The 19,808-nt window shown below is 36.9% G+C and carries 21 protein-coding genes; 5 read left to right on the top strand and 16 right to left on the bottom strand.

Annotation, left to right across the window (positions count from 1 at the left end):
- Positions 1-2 precede the first annotated feature (2 nt).
- From MHH51_RS05410 to acpS, 8 genes are all read right to left on the bottom strand, one after another.
- Positions 3-359, bottom strand: a complete 357-nt coding sequence (locus MHH51_RS05410; RefSeq protein WP_156985641.1) for an STAS domain-containing protein — start codon at positions 357-359, stop codon at positions 3-5.
- 5 nt (positions 360-364) lie between these two features.
- Positions 365-1,234 (bottom strand): RsbT co-antagonist protein RsbRA, encoded by an 870-nt coding sequence (locus MHH51_RS05405; protein ID WP_339284888.1) that lies wholly within the window; start codon positions 1,232-1,234, stop codon positions 365-367.
- Between the two features lie 289 nt (positions 1,235-1,523).
- Entirely contained in the window at positions 1,524-2,225 is a 702-nt protein-coding gene (locus tag MHH51_RS05400; RefSeq protein WP_339284886.1) for an HAD family hydrolase, read from the bottom strand.
- Positions 2,226-2,445: 220 nt separating this feature from the next.
- Positions 2,446-2,808, bottom strand: a complete 363-nt coding sequence (locus tag MHH51_RS05395; protein WP_042532419.1) for a type II toxin-antitoxin system PemK/MazF family toxin — start codon at positions 2,806-2,808, stop codon at positions 2,446-2,448.
- A 5-nt stretch (positions 2,809-2,813) separates the two neighbouring features.
- Positions 2,814-3,101, bottom strand: coding sequence for an antitoxin (locus MHH51_RS05390; RefSeq protein ID WP_077604383.1), 288 nt, complete (start codon positions 3,099-3,101; stop codon positions 2,814-2,816).
- A gap of 582 nt (positions 3,102-3,683) precedes the next feature.
- Positions 3,684-4,721, bottom strand: coding sequence for an outer membrane lipoprotein carrier protein LolA (locus MHH51_RS05385; RefSeq protein WP_339284884.1), 1,038 nt, complete (start codon positions 4,719-4,721; stop codon positions 3,684-3,686).
- Positions 4,722-4,787: 66 nt separating this feature from the next.
- The gene (locus tag MHH51_RS05380) at positions 4,788-6,302 is read right to left on the bottom strand and encodes an NAD(P)H-hydrate dehydratase (protein ID WP_339284882.1); all 1,515 of its coding nucleotides are present in this window, start codon (positions 6,300-6,302) and stop codon (positions 4,788-4,790) included.
- An 85-nt stretch (positions 6,303-6,387) separates the two neighbouring features.
- Positions 6,388-6,744 (bottom strand): holo-ACP synthase, encoded by a 357-nt coding sequence (gene acpS / locus MHH51_RS05375; RefSeq protein ID WP_147211146.1) that lies wholly within the window; start codon positions 6,742-6,744, stop codon positions 6,388-6,390.
- Between the two features lie 130 nt (positions 6,745-6,874).
- On the opposite strand from acpS, the gene MHH51_RS05370 reads away from it, so the two are divergent.
- The 3 genes from MHH51_RS05370 to nagB all read left to right on the top strand — a co-directional run bounded on the left by MHH51_RS05370 (position 6,875) and on the right by nagB (position 9,728).
- On the top strand, positions 6,875-7,660 hold the full coding sequence (locus MHH51_RS05370) for a rhomboid family intramembrane serine protease (RefSeq protein ID WP_147211147.1): 786 nt from the start codon (positions 6,875-6,877) through the stop codon (positions 7,658-7,660).
- Positions 7,661-7,814: 154 nt separating this feature from the next.
- Positions 7,815-8,573, top strand: coding sequence for a prepilin peptidase (locus tag MHH51_RS05365; protein ID WP_339284880.1), 759 nt, complete (start codon positions 7,815-7,817; stop codon positions 8,571-8,573).
- Positions 8,574-8,996: 423 nt separating this feature from the next.
- Positions 8,997-9,728: a glucosamine-6-phosphate deaminase gene (gene nagB / locus MHH51_RS05360; RefSeq protein WP_339284879.1), complete on the top strand. Its 732-nt coding sequence runs from the start codon at positions 8,997-8,999 to the stop codon at positions 9,726-9,728.
- Positions 9,729-9,801: 73 nt separating this feature from the next.
- On the opposite strand, the gene MHH51_RS05355 is transcribed toward nagB, so the two are convergent.
- Positions 9,802-11,271 carry a DEAD/DEAH box helicase gene (locus MHH51_RS05355; protein WP_147211150.1) on the bottom strand — a complete coding sequence of 490 codons (1,470 nt, stop codon included), beginning with the start codon at positions 11,269-11,271 and terminating at the stop codon, positions 9,802-9,804.
- A gap of 834 nt (positions 11,272-12,105) precedes the next feature.
- Here MHH51_RS05355 and MHH51_RS05350 point away from each other — a divergent pair.
- Together MHH51_RS05350 and MHH51_RS05345 are read left to right on the top strand one after the other, a co-directional pair.
- Positions 12,106-13,017: a DMT family transporter gene (locus MHH51_RS05350; RefSeq protein ID WP_147211151.1), complete on the top strand. Its 912-nt coding sequence runs from the start codon at positions 12,106-12,108 to the stop codon at positions 13,015-13,017.
- A 23-nt stretch (positions 13,018-13,040) separates the two neighbouring features.
- On the top strand, positions 13,041-13,895 hold the full coding sequence (locus MHH51_RS05345) for a DegV family protein (protein ID WP_339284878.1): 855 nt from the start codon (positions 13,041-13,043) through the stop codon (positions 13,893-13,895).
- A 123-nt stretch (positions 13,896-14,018) separates the two neighbouring features.
- On the opposite strand, the gene MHH51_RS05340 is transcribed toward MHH51_RS05345, so the two are convergent.
- The 7 genes from MHH51_RS05340 to MHH51_RS05310 all read right to left on the bottom strand — a co-directional run bounded on the left by MHH51_RS05340 (position 14,019) and on the right by MHH51_RS05310 (position 19,668).
- The gene (locus tag MHH51_RS05340; RefSeq protein WP_147211153.1) at positions 14,019-14,714 is read right to left on the bottom strand and encodes an alpha/beta fold hydrolase; all 696 of its coding nucleotides are present in this window, start codon (positions 14,712-14,714) and stop codon (positions 14,019-14,021) included.
- 256 nt (positions 14,715-14,970) lie between these two features.
- Positions 14,971-15,306 (bottom strand): YppG family protein, encoded by a 336-nt coding sequence (locus MHH51_RS05335; protein WP_246145173.1) that lies wholly within the window; start codon positions 15,304-15,306, stop codon positions 14,971-14,973.
- Between the two features lie 79 nt (positions 15,307-15,385).
- Positions 15,386-15,670 (bottom strand): glutaredoxin, encoded by a 285-nt coding sequence (locus MHH51_RS05330; RefSeq protein WP_339284876.1) that lies wholly within the window; start codon positions 15,668-15,670, stop codon positions 15,386-15,388.
- Between the two features lie 202 nt (positions 15,671-15,872).
- The gene (locus MHH51_RS05325) at positions 15,873-16,481 is read right to left on the bottom strand and encodes a PepSY domain-containing protein (protein WP_339284874.1); all 609 of its coding nucleotides are present in this window, start codon (positions 16,479-16,481) and stop codon (positions 15,873-15,875) included.
- Positions 16,482-16,844: 363 nt separating this feature from the next.
- Positions 16,845-17,462: a PepSY domain-containing protein gene (locus MHH51_RS05320; RefSeq protein ID WP_339284872.1), complete on the bottom strand. Its 618-nt coding sequence runs from the start codon at positions 17,460-17,462 to the stop codon at positions 16,845-16,847.
- Positions 17,463-17,623: 161 nt separating this feature from the next.
- Positions 17,624-18,982, bottom strand: a complete 1,359-nt coding sequence (locus MHH51_RS05315; RefSeq protein ID WP_147211158.1) for a HAMP domain-containing histidine kinase — start codon at positions 18,980-18,982, stop codon at positions 17,624-17,626.
- The gene (locus MHH51_RS05310) at positions 18,979-19,668 is read right to left on the bottom strand and encodes a response regulator transcription factor (RefSeq protein ID WP_147211159.1); all 690 of its coding nucleotides are present in this window, start codon (positions 19,666-19,668) and stop codon (positions 18,979-18,981) included. Before MHH51_RS05310 ends, MHH51_RS05315 begins: the two co-directional genes overlap by 4 nt.
- Positions 19,669-19,808 lie beyond the last annotated feature (140 nt).

Here is a 19,808-nt window from a genome sequence, read left to right as displayed (position 1 = left end):
TATTAACCTCCCAATTCCTGGTGCAGCTTCACTAATCCTTGTTCTAAATCTAATGCAGTAGGGACATTTTGCAGGTGTATTCCTAAATCGATTAATGTCATTGCAACAGCAGGCTGAATTCCTGTTAATACGACGCGGGCCCCCATTAAATCCGACATGGATACAACATCACCTAGCACTTTTGCAATGAAGGAATCAATAATGTCTACAGATGTCAAATCAATTACAACACCTGTGGCACCTGTTTTATGAATTTTCGCTAATAGGTCCTCCTGAAATTGAATAGCTGTTTGATCGTCAATCTCAGTCTGAATAGAAATCAGCAAATAATTATGTAGTTTTAAAATAGGTATCCGCATTTTCTCTACTCCCCCTTAAGTGAATGCATTATATCTTCAATCCCTTGATTTTTAACATGTAAATCAACAACTTCTCTCTCGGTAATCTCAAGTGCTTTTGTAAAGCCCTTCTCCAGTGTGCTTCTTGTTGGGAATTTACTTAAATCAATACCGATGTTTACAATGGTTTGGGCAATTTCCGGACGAATCCCTACAAGGATACATGTTGACCCAATCAGTCTGACCGCTTCTGCAGCCTGGATAATATGATGCGCGACCATCGTATCCACCACTGGAACTCCGGTAATATCAATTAATACAACTTCGGAGTTATGCTTAATTGTCCCCTCCAGTAAATTTTCCATAATCAATTTAGCTCTATCTGTGTCAATAGTACCAATCAGCGGCATTACCGTTATTCTTTCCATAACTGGAATTAACGGTGCTGATAGTTCCTGCAGAGCTACCCGCTGCAGAGAGAGGATATTTTCCCAGCTTCCTGAATACTCATTAACAAGCTGACGGATTAACGGCTCAATCCACTCATCCACACTAGTTAAGACATTTGAAAAATGATTCGAATCAACCTGATCTGCTTGTGCAAGTAAAAAATCAATGGTTACACGACGAAAAATCTGCAGTCCATCTGTGATGTAACTAAGAGGCCAGCCAAGGTTAATAATTTTCTCTGAGAACTCCTCTACTACCTTTGAGGATCCTTGATTTTGAATACTTGTGAAAATAACATTTACAAATTCACGGTTGGTATTTTCATAAAGCTCATCAGATATACTTGCCGTATAATTTCCAGCCTTTATCCTTCCAACCTCGTTCATCCAACTATCAACAATAGAATCACTATTATTGATAATTAATTCTTTCAGATTTTCATCCATAACTCGTTCCCTCCATATTTTCTTTTTCTAACATTTTCATTATATTACTGCTATTATTTGCTGCAATTACTACAAAAATATACCTATAGTTTTAGAAGGTTTACAACATCTCCATTGTAACACATATGGAATATATCTAACATTGATGTACTTGCTATAGATGCTTCTATCAAAAGAGCTGGTAAATTTATATACCTCAGCATTAAGAATATAAAACTTTCATTATAGTTTTCACAACATATTTTAAGCGTTCTGCAAAGATATATATCCCGCTTTTCTTACTGCATTATTAAGACTCCAGAAAAAAGTCTAACAATTCCTTTGCACTATAGACAATTTTATCTGGTTTTGCAGCAGCTTCCGGCATTTGTCTGTTGCGATGATTCATCCAGACAGCCTGCCACCCGGCTTGCTTTGCTCCAACAACATCATTTGCAAAGGAATCTCCAACATAAACTGTTTTCGATTTTGTTAAATCAAGCTTATCTTCAATAAAATGAAATGCTTCTACAGAAGGTTTCGCATGTCCAATCGCTCCTGAAATGAATAAATAATCCTCAGGTATCCATCTGCTCAGCTTTAATTGCTTTATTTTCATGGTCTGGTGATCTTCTGCACCATTTGTTAAAACAGCCAGCTGCTTTTTACCTGCTGTAAGATAATCCAGCAATTGGACAGCTTCGTCAAATAATTCGATTTTCCCCTGCTCCTGAACATAGGTATTCTGAAATTCTAGAGCCTGCTCTGCTGATATTTCTATACCTGTATCTGCACAAGCATCTTTTATACGGCGAATATGCATTTCCTCCATCGTTATTTTACCTGCTACCTGATCATCAAATAATTCATCACTATACTTACGGCTAAGCAGATAAAGATTGTCCAGCTCGCTATCCTCCAGGGATGCATTCAACATTTTTTTACATGTGGTTCTAAATGTTGCTGACTGGTCATACAAAGTATCATCCATATCAAAAATAATCGTATCCACAATTATCGACCTCCTTCTTCATTTTACTATATTTTTCAAAGGAGGAAAAATACTTACTGATACAGGAACTGATTAAGCTTTTTTCAGAATTAAAATTAAGAGCTGCGCCCGGCTATTCCTAAATAATGAATTTATGCTGAGCTTTGCATTTTCTCGGCTTAATAAAAAAGACGGTTCTCTGTGAGAGAACCGTCTTTTTTATCTATTTATCATGAAATTATTAATTATTACTGTACACATCTCTTAAGCCAAGGCTTATTTCTAATGATTGATTGATTTTTTCCATCATTTCTTTATCGAGCTTTGTAATTTTGTCAGTTAATCGCTGCTTATCTAATGTGCGGATCTGTTCTAACAGAATGACTGAATTCCGGTCAAACCCATAACGTTTTGCATCGATCTCAACATGCGTCGGTAATTTAGCCTTTTGGATTTGAGCTGTAATAGCCGCTACAATAACAGTCGGACTAAATCGGTTACCGATATCATTTTGGAGAATAAGAACTGGTCGTACACCACCCTGTTCCGAACCAACCACAGGGGATAAGTCAGCAAAATAAACCTCGCCTCTTTGAACGATCACAAGTGTTACACCCCGATCACGGAGCGCTCTAGAGTTATTTCAGCCTCCTCTTCAGCTTGAAAAGCCTCTGAAGCAATCGTCAGATTAATTCTTGCCATTTCTTCATATCCACGTTGCATCGTTTCATGAAAACGCTGGAGGTGTTCTTCTTTTTTATGGTTTAAATAAATTTGAGTTGCTTCACAAATAAAATCGCTTAAGTCGGAGCTATTCTCATATTTCATTAACCCATCCACCTCACTCAATAAATTTTTCGGTATTTTCACCATGATTTCTTCTTTATTTTCAGCCAAAATCAAGCACCCCCGCCAACAATTAACGTTCATTATTAAATTTAATATCATAATAGCATTGTGAGCCTACTTTTGCAAAGGGGTTATGGCGAATTTGTAAAAAAATCATGTAAATTTGTCGTTTTAAACCTTAATTTATGTGGTATTTAAAATATTTGAAGTATAAAAAAATAATATTTTACCCTTTCGCTAAAAAACATTATTTACCATATAATTTTATGTTTCTTTAAGCTTTACAGCAGCTGCTTCAGAAAAATCCATACTAATTACAAGGATTAATTACGGAAAATATTTGTGTTTTTGTTAAAAATAAACGCATCATTTTACAATTCAAATAAATATAGTGCAGATATAATACTTCGATTTATCTATTCAACGAAATAAATACCTGTCTATTAATTATATGCCAATATGTTAAAATCATACCTCTATAAGACAATGTTCGAGATTGAGCCAATTGACAAGCAGCAGATTTCTTCATCGATGAATACTTTCAAACACTTATTTTAAGCCAGCTTTAACGAAGCCGTAATATAACAAAAGCAGGCCCGTTCACACGAAGCCTGCCAATATATAACCGTATCATTTTATTGTTTGTCCTTGAACAGATTGTGCTACTTCAATCATTTCTTCTTTAGTCAGCTCCGTACTTGCCAGTTGATAATCAACGCCTTGATAAGTCCATTTTAATGTGTTACCTTCCAAGGCTCCAACTGTAGTACCAAGATTTACAATATCCCCATCCACTTCTTCAGGAGCTGCACTAGCCGGTGCGGTTTCTCTGATTTCCTGAACAAGCGTAAAGTTTTTCTCTCCTTCAAAGGTTGTGATAATGCGCTCGCCATCCTCTAAAGCTACCTCTTTCTTCTCCGCCACCTCTGCTCCAGCTGTAAATGTCGGGTACAGTGTCCGTACTTCCTGAGCTGCTGTTTCTACTGCTTCACCTTCTTCTGAGGCGGATGCTTCATCATCTGCTTCTTTTTCCATATTTTTCTCCATTGAAAAATCATCTTCTTCAAATGCTGCGTCTAAATCAAAGCCATGAAAAGTCACATTAACCAACGGTTCGCCATCTTGATTTAAAACATTGACCATCACTGGAGTATAGCTGGATTTATCAAAGTAGATTTCTTGAGCTGGTAAATTATTGTTACTTTGGTAATTTGTCTTTGTCTTAAAAATATAATGGTCTTCTGTTGTTTCAAATTGCGCCTCTGGATCACTTACAACATCATTAACAAGTGATTGAAATAAATACGGCTGACTGCTATTTTCCGGCCATTCTGATTGGAATTTGAAGCTTTTCTCCAATGCCGGCGTTAGCACAAAGACACCATCTGTATTTTTTAGGATTACTTGAATTTCGTTCTGCTCCGCTTCATTTTCAAGCTTTACTCGATATTGATCATCTGCCTGATACCATATATCAATTAAAAAAGTTTGTTCTTGATCACTTGTATTCATCGTCATATCCGCAGTCGCTTTATAACCGTCTAAATCCGCAACTGCCTTCTGCAATTTTCCCACAACATCTTCCTGTGTTTTTTCTCCACATGCGGAAAGCAGCAGACCCAATGCACTTAATAGTAAAACGACACCGAAAAAACGTTTCTTTATCATTAGCATATCTCCCTTGTCTCAATTAACAGAGGGAACATTTTGTTTTATGAAAAATTCACACCGTGTTTAAGAAAATGTACGGATTGCTTTCGGAATACCTTGAATAACATCTCCCGCAAGCAAATCCTGTTCCGAGTGCTTTTCTTGGACTAGTAAGTCTGCAGATTTTCCGTGCAGGAAGCAAGCATTATTTATCCCTGCAAAAAAAGATTTACTTTGCATAATCATAGCTAAAATCATTCCGGTCAATACATCCCCACTGCCGCCTTTGGCAAGTCCTGGATTCCCGCTCGATTCGACTGTCTGGTTTCCTCTCGGGTCAGTAATAATCGTATGCTTTCCTTTTAACACAAGATAGCAGTTAAATTTCTTTGCAAAATCAGCGCTGTACCGGAAAGGTTCCAACAATAAATCAGAAACAGATATATCCATCAATGCTGCAAGTTCGCCAGGATGCGGTGTTAAAATAAGCGGAGCTTGTCTTGCTCCAAAATCTGTTAAATACGATTTCAGATGGTAAAGACCGTCAGCATCGACAACGATTGGCCCTTTATACCTGAGCAATGTCGGAATAATTTCTTTTCCGGTTTCTTCCCTTCTGCCTATACCTATTCCAACAGCAATCGCGTCAAAACTGGACAAGTCAATATTGTCGATTCCAGCAATATAGCCATTTTTTTCTGTAGTAGAGATATACATAGCCTCCGGATTATTCCCAGCAATCATAGAAATAACGTCTTTTACTGATGCAGTCGTTAATAAACCTGCTCCAGTCCTCAGTGCTGCCCTCGTCGTCATTAAAACAGATCCTGGCATAAACTGGCTGCCACCTATAATCAGTCCTCTTCCATGATCTCCTTTATGTGAATTCTCTTCCCGCTTTGGAAAAGACTCCTGAAAACTGGATGTGGTCCACAAGCGTCTTTTTGTTTGCTTCTCAAAAAGACTTTGAGGAAATCCGATATCAGCTATAATCCATTCTCCAAAATAAGAGGACGTATGCTGACAGACTGCTGATTGCTTTACTGCACCAATCATAATCGTTGCATCTGCTTTGACTGCTTGAAAAACCGGAGAGCCTTCCTCTGCTGGCAGACCACTCGGTATATCAATGGAAATAACATAAGCATTTTTTTCATTCACTTGTCTGACTGCAGTTAGTATATCTCCTCTTAATTCACCGCGTACACCAATACCAAGCATTGCATCAATAATAACATCCGCTTCCTTTAAAACAGTTTCTGATACACTTTCTTGATACTGCTCGACCCGGCCGCCAAATTGACGATAAATTTTCTTATGATAAGCTGCATCTCCTGTTATTTTTTCATCTGGTGCAACCTGGATTGTTTTGACAGGATAACCTGCTTCTAAAAGTACACGGGCAATGACAAACCCATCTCCGCCATTATTTCCGCTGCCAATCAAAATAACGATCTTATTTTCTTTGGATATCCTTTTCTCTATTTCCCTGCTTGCTTCTCTACCTGCATTCTCCATGAGTATTTTTGCATCAAGTCCAATCGTACCAATTGTTTCCCGGTCAACCCTGTACATTTCTTCCGCGGTAACAATATACAATTTTGTTCCCTCCTACCGCAATAAAATATATGAGACAAACTATGCGTTTATGCATTTCCTGTTTGTATTTATTTTCTTTAAGAGCTTATTTCTTCTCTAATAAAACCTGTGCAACCGCGTGCTCCCTGCTGTGGGATATAGACAAGTGGATATGTATATCCTCCATGCCCACTACCTGCATTTCAGGTGCTCCATTGAGGTTATTTTTAATTTCGATTTGTTGAAAGCCTATTTTCCCTATCCCTGTTCCATTTGCTTTTGCAAAGGCTTCTTTTGCAGCAAATCGACCTGATACATATTCCACGCGACGATGGGCAGTTAAACCCATTGCTTTTTCTTGTTCTGCTTTTGTTAACACTCGCTCTAAAAATCGGTCATTTTTCTCCAGCAGCCGTTTAACCCTTTTTAATTCGATGATATCAATCCCTGTTCCAAGTATCATTTTCACTGCTCCTAAAAGTTATTCCATGTATGAAAACACCTTTTTAATGGTCATAATCTATATTATTTCTTATTATATTATATAGGATATCTTATTCACTTTGAAAGCTTTGACTATGAGGGGGCACTCTATGTTTATCAGAACGGAACGGAGCGTAAAGGAATTTTTTCAATTATATCCCGTTGTAACAATTATTGTCGGGATCAATATATTATTTTGGTTTATTATCGACTTTTTAAATTTACGAATTGGCAATGAAATAAGATTTTACGGGATAGGGATTAATGCCGCTATTGCAGCCGGAGAATGGTGGAGGCTGATTACGCCTGTTTTTCTTCATGCCGGAGCTATGCATATGCTGTTTAATTCCTTTTCGCTTGTATTGTTTGGCCCTGCCCTCGAGCAGATGCTTGGTAAAATCAAATTTATATTAGCTTATCTTGGTACGGCTGTTACAGCAAATGTTATTATCTACCTGATAGAATCACCTAACTACGCACATTTAGGTGCATCCGGAGCAATTTTTGGTTTATTTGGGATTTACGTTTATATGTCTATTTTCCGCAAAGATTTAATCGATCAATCCAGCATTCAAATCGTCGGAGTGATCGTAGCCATTGGACTGGTGATGACATTTTTAAGAAGCAATATTAGTATATTAGGACATTTATTTGGTTTATTCAGCGGTTTTATCTACGCTCCGCTTCTCCTCGCTGGTGTGAAAAGCTATTCTCCATGGGCACGTCCGCGACCGAGGAAAAGAAAGTATGCAGATGACGACAATGGACCGCAGTTTGATCCAGACCGTTGGAATAAAAAACGAAAGATGCCAGAGGTTATCCGAAAAAATATGCTATGGATAGTTGTAGGTATTATCGCTGTTTTATGGTTATTAGGACAGGCAAATATATTATAGGATTTCATTAAAACACTCAGCTGATCATGGTATTTTCTCATGCTCAGCTTTTTTTATTTTATTGAAAACTTGAAACATATGTAAACAAACCTCCCCTTTATGCTATAATAATCTCACCTCGTAATTCCCCCAAATTAAATAAAGGAGGTTTCTTATGGAAATCTGCACTTCATTGATTTTTTTCCTGTTTGGAATCATTTTTGGTTCGTTTTTTATGGTCGTAGGCATTCGGCTTCCACAAAAAATCTCATTTACTCACGGGCGCTCTAAATGTCCTTCCTGCAGCTGTCAGCTTGCGTGGTATGATAATATTCCCATTCTATCTTATATCCTTTTAAAAGGCCGCTGCCGGAAATGCCGCTATAAAATTTCCTCATTATATCCGCTGATAGAAGTTTTTACAGGCTTTCTTTTTGTCCTCTGTTACCTGCACGCAGCCTCTCCTCCAGAACTGCTTCTTTCCCTTTTATTTATGTCATTATTGATTATAATTATCATAACTGATTTATGTTATATGTTAATTCCTAATAAACTGCTTGCTTTTTACCTTCCCGCTTTTATTCTCTTCCGTATAATAGAACCTTTGAATCCCTGGTGGAACTCTGTGGCAGGAGGACTTACCGGATTCCTGATTATCTTTATTGTAATCTTATGGAATAAACAAGGGATGGGGGGTGGAGATATGAAATTATTGGCTGTACTCGGCATTGTATTAGGACCGTCTCATGTCATTGCAGCCTTTTTGCTGGCTTGTTTTTCTGGAGCATTAATCGGCAGTATTTTAATACATTTTGGAATGATTCAACGGAATAAACCCTTCCCTTTTGGACCTTTCATTGCTTTCGGATCTATCCTTGCTTATTTTCTTGGAGAGGTGATTATCCAGTGGTATTTGAATTTATTTACCATATAGAAATATCAGTAAACCTTCTGGCCAGATTCATAAAATATATTTTATTCCAAGCGAAATAAATAATACAAATATAACAATTAATATTCCAGCTTACTTCCTGATAAATCTAATATTTTTTATAATAGAAAAACCCTTATAAAATTTGTTATTACAAATTTACAAAAATATATGTACAATTACCGTTATTTATGTCTATAATGAAATTGAATAAAACATAACAAGATTAAAATTATCTTTAGGTAATTATAAAATCTTAATAAAAACCATGTTATCGGCTTCATTACTGCAGGCAGCTGCACTTGCAATGTAACACACATTAAAAAACAAAGAGTATAACTAAGCAGTGGCAGAAGCGTTGAACAAACTGTACAATGAAGATAAATAATATTTTCTATTCAACATTAAAGACGAGGGGGAAAAATAATGAATATTATCCAAGCAGAAAATTATCAGCAAATGAGTGAGCTTGCTGCAAAAAAATTGATAGAACAGATAAACAGTAAATCAGACAGTGTGCTCGGTCTGGCAACTGGCTCAACACCAGAAGGGCTATATGAAGAAATTATTAAAGCGCACAAAGAGGGCAACGTTTCCTTCAAGGACGTTACAACCTTCAATTTAGATGAGTATGTCGGGCTCTCCAAAGACAATGACCAAAGCTATTACTATTATATGCATAAGCTTCTATTTGACCATATTGATTTAAAAGATAACCAAGCTAACCTGCCTAATGGGGATGCAGAGGATCTACAGGAAGAATGCAGCCGATATGAAGCTTCCATTCAACAAGCCGGCGGTATTGACATTCAAATCTTAGGAATCGGCTTAAATGGGCATATCGGATTTAATGAACCAGGCACCCCCTTCTCCATCCAAACACATATTGTTGACTTGGATGAGTCGACTCGAAATGCCAATGCCCGCTTCTTTGATTCCATTGATGAAGTACCATTACAAGCTATCACGATGGGTATTGATTCTATTATGCAGACCAAACAAATTATTCTGTTAGTATCTGGATCAAAAAAAGCAGAAGCATTAGAAAAATTGGTAAATGGCCCAGTAATGGAAGATTTTCCGGCTTCCATTTTACAAAAACATCCAAATGTAACGATTATTGCTGACCGCGAGGCATTGGCTGAACTTTCTCAATAAGAAAATATAAAAAAGCATTGGCTGGTGTATGATACACTGGCCAATGCTTTTTTATTGTCTTTATTATTTATTCTTAACGGTCATCCCGTCTTTTACGCTGGAAATTACCTTTCCCTTTGCGATTTCTGCCGCCTTGATTACGTCCGCCTTGTCCACGGCCTCCATAATAGCGTTTGTTATTGTTACGACGGTTATTATCTTTTGAGCTTTTAGCTTTTTTCACGCTGATTGGTGCTGCCGAAGAAATACGTACAGGTGTATCTCTTCTTTCTTTTGTCATCATGCTGATTGCAGCAGCAACAACTGTAACAGAATCATGATCCTCTAATAATTCCTTTGCAGCATCAAAGTAAGGCTTCAAATCTTTTTGATCAATTGCCTTTTTCATTTTATCAATAGTTACTTGTTGCTGTCCGCGTTGTGCATCCTGATTTGTAGGCGGGGTCAGACGCTTCATTTTACTTTTTGTTGTTTTTTCAATCAAGCTTAGATGAGCCATTTCTCTTGGTGTAATAAAGGAAATAGCTTCCCCTGTTTTTCCTGCTCTTCCAGTTCTTCCGATACGGTGAACATAGCTTTCGGGATCCTGAGGAATATCAAAGTTGTACACATGTGTTACACCGGAAATATCTAATCCGCGGGCTGCAACGTCTGTAGCAACAAGAACATCTACACGTCCCTGCTTAAATTTATTCAATACAGACATACGTTTACCCTGTGTCAAATCTCCATGAATTCCTTCAGCACGGTAGCCTCTTGCTTGAAGCCCTTCTGTAATTTCATCCACACGTTTTTTTGTTCTGGCAAAAACGATAGCTAATTCAGGAGAATTAATATCCAAATGATTATTCAGCGTTTCAAACTTGAATTTCTCAGGAATTTCAATGAAATACTGATCAATATTCTCCACTGTCATTTCTTTTGCTTTTACTTTTACTTCTTTTGGTTCTCTCATAAGCGTAGTGGCAATATCGCGGATTTCTTTAGGCATGGTTGCAGAGAAAAGCAATGTTTGTCTGTCTTCAGGAATACCTTTTAAAATTTCACGGATATCATCAATAAAGCCCATATTAAGCATTTCATCTGCTTCATCAAGAACTGCTGTATGCACTTCATCAATGCGAATTGTTTTGCGGCGCATGTGGTCCATTAAACGTCCCGGTGTTGCAACCACAATTTGCGGGCCATCTTTTAATGCACGAATCTGGCGGTCCATTGGAGATCCTCCGAAGATTGCAAGTGCCCGTATACGTTTGAATTTAGCTAGACGATTGATCTCTTCAGCTACCTGAATAGCAAGCTCACGCGTAGGCGCAACAATTAAGCCTTGTACCTTCCTCAGCTTGGGATTAACTTTATTAATTAATGGAATACCAAATGCAGCGGTTTTCCCTGTACCAGTTTGCGCTTGTCCAATTACATCATTTCCTTCTAGCGCATATGGAATAGTCTCTGCCTGAATAGGAGTTGCTTCTTCAAACCCCATTTCTTCTAAAGCTTTCATTATTGGCGCAGAAACACCTAGTTCATTAAATTTAGTCACGTAATCGTCGACTCCTTTTTGTTTTTTATTGCAAAAGAGGCCTTATAAAGAGTTTCTCATACTTTTCATCATATTATACAAACCAGTAAAATTCCTGAGTCACCCGGACAAACAAGCAGAGAGTTATTTACACCATTCTGCTTTTATATAAATTTATTATGGGTAATTGTCCATAAAGTTTCCATCTCGAGTCAATTAGGATTGTTGGTCACACAAGTGTCTTCAATGGCAGAGTAATCACAAATATTTTCGATGGGACAAGTAATCCTGTTCCCAGAATGTAAAAGTCTCAACTTGTGTTCCTTCTTAATTTAAACAGGAGGTAAGTCTCCCTGAATCACTCAACTTATCTTCAGTGGAAGAAAAATTTAATTCCTTCACTGAATGAAGCTTCGTTTTATCATATTTACTGATTTACTACCTAAAAATTGCTGATTGAATGAATATTTCACTCCACATCAGCAATTAAACGAATAACGTATTTCATGTGCGTATTCATTATCAACGTTTAAAGTACAAAAAAGGCATAACCAATTTTAATAAGGTAAGAGGCCTCTATAAAAATGCTCCCTTAATCATACCACACTTATAAGTCAGATATCCAGTGCACAGATTAAAATGATTTTTTTTTCGTAACATGATAAAATATAATTGGGTATGTATGCGTGTGCACTAGGAATTTCCAGCTTCATTTTATATAGAGACTGCTCTTTTTATCAATGAAGTTTATTACAAATACAGTATACGCTCACATACAGTTCTTCGCGTTGAACAAGTAATTCTATCAAGAAGAACAATACATAATGATGAAAATGCGAAAAGGGAGTTATCACCATGCGTCAGTCCGCGTTCAACCCTAAAGCAGCAGTTGTTATTGGGGTTTTTTCTATATCTACATCAGCAATTTTCGTCCGGCTTGCTTCAGAAGCATCTGCTTCCATCATAGCAAATTATCGTCTTTTATTTGCTGCTTTACTCTTATTGCCTTTTATTTTATTTCATTATAAGCATGAGTTTAAACGTATTACCACTAAAAATTGGGGCCTCTCTATTCTTGCCGGTGTCTTTCTTGCTTTATTTTTTATTTTGTGGTTTGAATCATTAAATCATACCTCTGTTGCCAGCAGCGTTGTGCTTATATCACTCCAGCCAATCCTGGCCTTTATCGGAACATACTTTATCTTTGGCGAACGTTTTTCATCCGGAGCTGTCATCAGCATATTTATTGTTTTACTCGGTGGATTGATTATAGGCTCTGGAGATTTTCAATTATCTGGAGACGTACTATACGGGGACATGCTTGCTTTACTCGGAGCGATTGCTGTAACTACTTATTTTTTATCAGGTCAGCATGTGCGGAAAAATGTTTCTCTGATTACCTACACATTTATAGTCTATAGTATCAGTGCGGTTACCTTAACACTTTTTAATATAATACAGCAGGAAAACTTCTTTTCTTACCCGGCCAGCCATTGGTGGATTTTTATCGCTTTGGCGATTATACCAACCTTTTTAGGACATTCTCTTTTTAACTGGTCGTTAAAATGGTTAAGCACGTCTACTATTTCTATGGCAATTGTATTTGAACCTGTCGGAGCGGGTATCCTTGCTTTTCTTATTTTAAATGAAGCACCGACCTGGGCCCAGTTTCTTGGGGGGACTATAATTGTAATCGGACTATTTCTGTTTATCCTCAGCACTTCACGGAAAAAAAAGATTACCATTTCAACAAAGAATTATAAATAAATACTCATAAAGTAGGTGAAGCAATGACAATTCAATTAATGACAGACAGCTCTGCTGATTTACCCGTATTCTTAAAAAACAAACTTCACGTAGAAATTGTTCCTTTGTACCTTCATTTTAGTGATGGTCAGTACACTTGCGGACAAACGATGGATATCGAATTATTTCATCAGAAAGTGAAGAATTTGGGAGAGGTACCGCGTTCAGCAGCGCCCAGCCCTTCCGATTTCTATGAAGCGTATAAAAAGATTTCACCTGAGAAGAAAATTCTGATGTTAAGTATATCAAGTGAAATAAGCAGTACTTATTCAAATGCAGTAGCAGGAAAAAACATGTTATTAGAGGAAGAACCTGATCGTGTTATTGAGGTGTTTAATACAAAAACTGCTTCCTGCGGGATATGCCTGCTTATACATGAAGCTAATAAAAAAATAAAGGAAGGGTACCAATTTAACGAACTTGTCAGTCATTTAACAGAACGCATTGAACAGACAACTACTTTATTTGTATTAAAAAGTTTAGATAATCTTGTTTTAGGCGGACGTTTAGAGAAAATTAAAGGAAAAATTGCAAAAACATTAAATATAAAAGTGCTTATGAAAGCGACAGATAAGGGTGCTATTGATGTCGTTGAAAAAGTACGCGGGGAAAAGAAGTCATTGCAGCGGTTCATTGATCAAATTGGGGAGTATGCAGAGGATACAGAAAATAAAATCATTACAATGACCTATTGCCGGGATAAAGAAAGGGCTATGAATGTTTTAGAAAAAATTCGCAGCAAATATGCTTTTTATGATGTTATTTTAGAGGAATCCGGTCCGCTCATTTCAACATATGGCGGAGAAGGGGCCCTGGTTATTTCATTCTTTAAAAAATAATACAGGAGAAAATCACTTGTTATTTAACACAGTGACTCCCTTACTGAAAAGATGCCCACTCCAGTTTCTGTTTTATATTTTTATTATTGAAGAAAGGCCGGGATTTTTGTCCCGGCCTTTCTTTTATGCAGGTGCTTCCGTCAGAAAACCATAAATCATATTGTTTAATGTGTCTTTATCGGTACCCAGGCAAATTAAGTGTTTGGATCTTTCAAAAAAGACAACTTGTTTTTTTTCAGAGTGAATTAACTTATCTAAATAGTATGCTGTTTTATAAGGCACCATTCCATCAAGTTGCCCCTGAGCAATTAATACCGGCGATTGCACTTTGTCCAGATATTTTCGTGTAAAACGGACAAGTTTCATAAACTCAAAATGTGCTTTTAACGGTACAACCCCCATTTTTTTCTTATAGTGATTAAATAACTGATTTTCTTTTAAATGGCCTCGCAGTCCATCACCAATTACTGCAGCAGCATCCAGGCCAAGCTGCTTTAAACATAGATATTTTCCTGAAGTAGCCAGGAGCACAAGCCTGTCAATTTTATACTTTGCTGCTAAATAAGAGGCAATCATCCCCCCCATAGAAAATCCGATAACATAAATTGTTTCAAACTGTTTGATTAGTGTTTGGAGCTCTTCTTCAGCTGCTTGAATCCAGCTCTCATAAGAAGCGTCCTCCAAATTTAACTCTGTGCCATGTCCCGGCAGGGTTGGCACCTCAATATGCCAATCCGTGTTGTCTCTTAAATAATTTGCTAATGGCTCCACTTCATAGGGCCCTCCAGTGTACCCGTGAATAATTAAACATCCAATCATGATTTTCTACTCCTTCTCGTAATTTACACTTTAAAGTGCATGTTCAAAAATGGCATGTATTTGACTCTGAAAATGAAGGCATGAACGGCTATAATGACTTCTGCGCTGTCCGTACGACTTGGCGGTTTTAGTAGAAGATCATTTTATTTCCGTTTATCCTTCGGCCAATTTTGAACATCTTCTTAAAGGAATTTCCTCCTAAGATAACTATTTCAGGAGGATAACCTTATCATCTCTTGAATTTGTTGATATATACCTACATAAATCCTTTCACAAAGGTGCTAAACTGCTTTACAATGGGAGAAACTTGATGGTAAGTACTTGCTATCTGCCCAACTTTGCTAATCACTGTGTCAAAATTCAATGGATTGCTCTCATTTGCTCCTCCGCCGTTTATGCTCTGCTGTGACTGACTTTGCTGTTGAGACATCAAATATTGTGTGGGTAATTCCGGCTTTGAAAATAATTCGTATGGAGAAAACTCTTGCCTCGTATTTCGCTGGTTTATATTTGAAGAAGCTGGTATATAAGGATTATCTCTATTCAATCCGTTGGGGAAAGTATGCCTTTGATTTAATGGTCGTTGTTGCACATCTATCACCTTCTTCTGCCTTTTTAAGTTTAAGATTACTGCCATTTTATGCAATAGAAGGCTTATAAGTGCAAACCATTTATCTATATTTAAACACATCCTCAAAAGAAAAATTATCATCACTTAAATTTTGTTTTAACCCTAATTCATAAAGAATTTTATTTTCCTGATTTCCTTCTATTTTCTTACCATCGATAAAAATTGTCGGTGTTCCAAAAACCTTCATTTCCTGCAATTCTTTTAGATAATCTTTATTTTTCGTCACATTTTTTAATTCGTAGGTAACATCATTTTTATCTAGAAATGCCTTTACCCTATCAGATGCCTCGCTGCCTTCGCTGACAAATAATGTAACCTTCTTCATAAAAATCCTCCTACCGATTCCTACTTTATATTCACTTATTTTTAGTTACCCTATTTTTTTATGTATAAAACTTACTTAGCACATTTTTTCGCCTGAAAAGACAATCCATTTTCTGGGTATTCCAAAGGATTCCGGCGCTCCTTTTCCTAGCTCCATAGAAAAAACACCAAAGTGGTGAACTTTGGTGTTTTTATAGTTATTATCAGTCATTTTCATAATCTATTTCTAAAGAAAGAATGTCTCCAGTTTCTCCATGGACATCAATATCAGCTTCCTGCTGTCCATTAACAAGCTCCAATTCATAAACATATCTGCCATCATCAAAATCTAATTCAATTTGTACGACTTCTCCATCAAATTCCTGCTTCGCAATCTCAATGGCTTTCTCCTGTGCTATCAGATTACTCTTATTATCTTTATTGTTATTTTCTCCATTTGTTTCCTGTTGTCCAGCTTCCCAATTTCTATCATCGTCATCTCTGTCATCATTATTTCTATAATTGTCGTCAATTTCTTCATAGACAACTTCTCCTGATTCAGCATCCATTACCACATCATATTCTTGTTTATCAACGATAACTTCTGCTTCATAATATAACTTATTTCCTTCTTTATCCAACTCTATTTCTTTAACTGTTCCTTGATATGCTTCTTCTAACTTTTTAGTTGCATCTTCAATTGTTACGTTTTCTACTGCAGCAATTTGCAGCTCCCCTTCTTTCGAGCTTGATGCTTCTGTATGGTAAATTCCTGTACCGACAACTCCTGCTAATACAACCGTGCCAGCAATTATTCCAATTTTTTTATTCATTTATTTTTCCTCCTTATTTCTTATTAATTACATCTTATCCGGTAATAATGACAACACCATTTGAGCAAGATTAGAATTTCATGAGAAATGTATGATCAGGAAATTAAAATGGAGGGCCTGAGCTTTTTATCGTTTTAAATATAGTTTTGTTCCTGCCAAATGTAAATTTCACCATTATAATAACAGTTGTCCCAGGCTGATTATCAGGAATTACATGAAAGCATTTATCAATTCAATTATCGTTGTCTGCAGGCTTTTACTCTTTTCTTGATATTATTGCTGACAGCTAATAAAAAATCTGGATGAATTTAAATTCTAAGCGCAGAATTTTGAATTCATCCAGACTTTTCAAAAGTATATTTATTAATCATCTATATCAATTTCTATCATTACTACATTCCCTGTATATGCATTAATCTCAATCGATGCCTCATCTTCTCCATTAACAATTTCAATTTCATAAATATAAACCCCGTCATCCGAATCCAATTCCAGATCTGTTACTTTACCCGGAAATTCCTTGAGAGCAATTTCCTTAGCTTCTTCATGTGTTAGCATCGCATCATTTTCTGTCGTTTGTTTATTAGATTTATTCTCCGTTTTTCCTTCGTCAGACTCTGAATCATCAGCTTCTGGATTTTCCTCAGCAGTATTCTCTTGTTTTTCTGTATCGTCTTCTTTATTATTAGTTGCTGTTTTTTCTACAGCTGTTAAGTCAATCACCTGTCCGGTATCTCCATTCAGCTTTAAGGAATACACGCCCTGATCCTGTGTGACTTCCATTTGATATACCGGCTCCCCGTTTTCAACACTCAGTTCCGGTTCCGAGTGCTGACCAGGATATTGGATATTAACAAGCTCGATAATCTCTTCCGAATTAAGATCCGGACTGGAGGTTGTAGCAGTTGTCTGGTATACAGTTAAACCAACGATAATTAGAGCAGCCAGCGTACCAATCATCCATATCATTTTCTTACGCACGTCATATCACCCCTTTCCTACAGTATAAACGGCATTTTTTATGAAAGCATGGCAATTAGATTAGAATTTGATGAGAATGACCAGTATTTCTTTACTTAATAAGCTTATTGAAACGTGATATTTCCCAAAACTTTGCAGAAAAACCTTCTTTGTATTTATTGTTAATGTTTTTCTCCCAGCTCCCAAGTAAACGTTGAGCCCTTCCCGACATCACTTTCCACGGTAATTTTCCCGCTATGTGTTTCAATAATTTCTTTAGCAATAGCCAGTCCCAGACCAGTTCCGCCTGTTTCTCTATTTCTCGCCCGGTCAACGCGATAAAAACGGTCAAAAATCTTCTCCTGCTCTTCAGATGCAATACCTTCTCCAAAGTCTTTAAATTGAATGAAGCTCTTCCCTGCATCCGAATACATTGATACAAGAACGTCAGTTTCACTATATTTCAAAGCATTTTCAATTAATATATATGGGATTTGCTTTAATTGATCTAGATTTCCATGAATTTTATAATTTCCTTTCTCTGCATCAAGCTGAATTCTCCGCTCGGGATAGGCATTTTGAATGGTCTGAATAACTTGCTCTACTATCTCTCGTATATTTACTTCCTGCTTCTTATTCTCGTTCTTATGCTTTGCTAATAAAAGCAGCTGCTCTACAAGCTTTTGCATCCGATCAGCTTCTGAATCAATTGCCCCTACAGATTCATCCAGTAATTCAGGCCGGCTCTTCCCCTGACGTTCAATGAGCTGTGCGTAGCTTTTTATAATCTGAATAGGTGTTTTCAGTTCATGGGAAGCATTGGATACAAAGGCTTCCTGCTTCTCAAAGTTTTCTTTTAATGAATCTATCATTTCATTAAATGTGATTTCCATTTCATAAATTTCGTCTCGGGAACGTTTTTCAACGTCTATCTTCTGCCAATTTTTATTATGGATATTCCGACGCATCGTATCCTTTAATTTTTGGATAGGCGTTAATAAAAAGCGGCTCAGGACAATACTTGCTATAACTGTTGGAATCAATAGCACAGCACTAGAAAAGAGAAGAACGTATGTTAATGACCCTATTGTTTCATCTAAATAGACCAATTCATTCGCTATTTGAACAGTAACAATGTCTCCATTTTTCCAAATAATTGGTTTTTCAATAATTGCAAAATGACTTTCAGTATCATCTTGAACAATACGGCTTGTTTCTGTTGTTGTATAGTTTATTCTCAAGTCCGCATAACGCTGTGATCTTACTTGCACGGGCAGAACATCGTTTCCTGTTTCATTTATAATTCGAATGATTCCGTTCGCTGGCAGGTAAGCTTTTAATAGATCCCCCATTTCTTCTTCCGATAAGGAGTTATTTTCTGCAATGGCTTGTACTAAGGCGTCAGCCTGTATATGAAGTTGGTCAATCTCTCCATCAGAAGCTGATCGGTAAAAGAGAAAATAAATCGCAGTATGTGAAATAACAATCACTAAAAACATAAAAACAGAAGTAAATAAGATAATCTTTTTACGTAACGTCATTGGTTTCCTTCCTTAATAGAGTAGCCTACTCCACGGATTGTTTGAATGAACGCCTTATCATATCCTTTATCTATCTTTTGGCGCAAATAACGGATATATACATCCACCACATTCGTTTCACCAAAGTAATCAAAGCCCCAGACCTTTTCAATTAATTGTTCACGTGTAAGTACTCTATTTTTATTTTCTAATAAACATACTAATAAATCATACTCTCTCGGGGTTAAATCAATAATATTTCCTGAACGGGTAACTTCGTGTGCTGCTGTGTCTACTTGTAAATCCCCCATCTGCAATGTCTCGTTACCCGGTCCAACCTGGACTTTTTTTCGTAAATTAGCTCGAATACGGGCCAATAATTCTTCAATTTGAAAAGGCTTCGTAATATAGTCATTTGCCCCAAGATCGAGACCATTCACTTTATCATATACTTCATCGCGGGCAGTCAATAAAATAACAGGCGTTTCATTCCCCTGCCTCCGGACTCTTCTTAATACTTCTAAGCCGCTTAATTCAGGTATCATAATATCTAATAAAACAAGTCCCCACTCTTGGGATTCTAAATATTCCAAAGCTTGTTTGCCATTTGATGCAACGGTGGTTTCGTAGCCTTCATAATCTAATTCTAATTGCAAAACACGGCTAATTTTTTGTTCATCCTCAACAATTAGGATTCGTTCTGACATTGGTCATGCCCCCTTCTCTCCCAGATAATAAATGATTGTACAAAAAAACTGTCACCAATAGCTGCTTGAACAATTACCTTTGTAAATAGTTCTACTTCATAATAAAGCAGAACTGCATATTCGTTCAATATCTTTTGGAG

Origin of the sequence: Oceanobacillus sp. FSL K6-3682 (assembly GCF_037976165.1) — a bacterium.
Taxonomy (GTDB): Bacteria; Bacillota; Bacilli; order Bacillales; family Amphibacillaceae; genus Oceanobacillus; species Oceanobacillus sojae.
The sequence above is the reverse complement of the archived record's forward strand: the minus strand, read 5'-3'. Positions and strand labels throughout refer to the sequence as shown.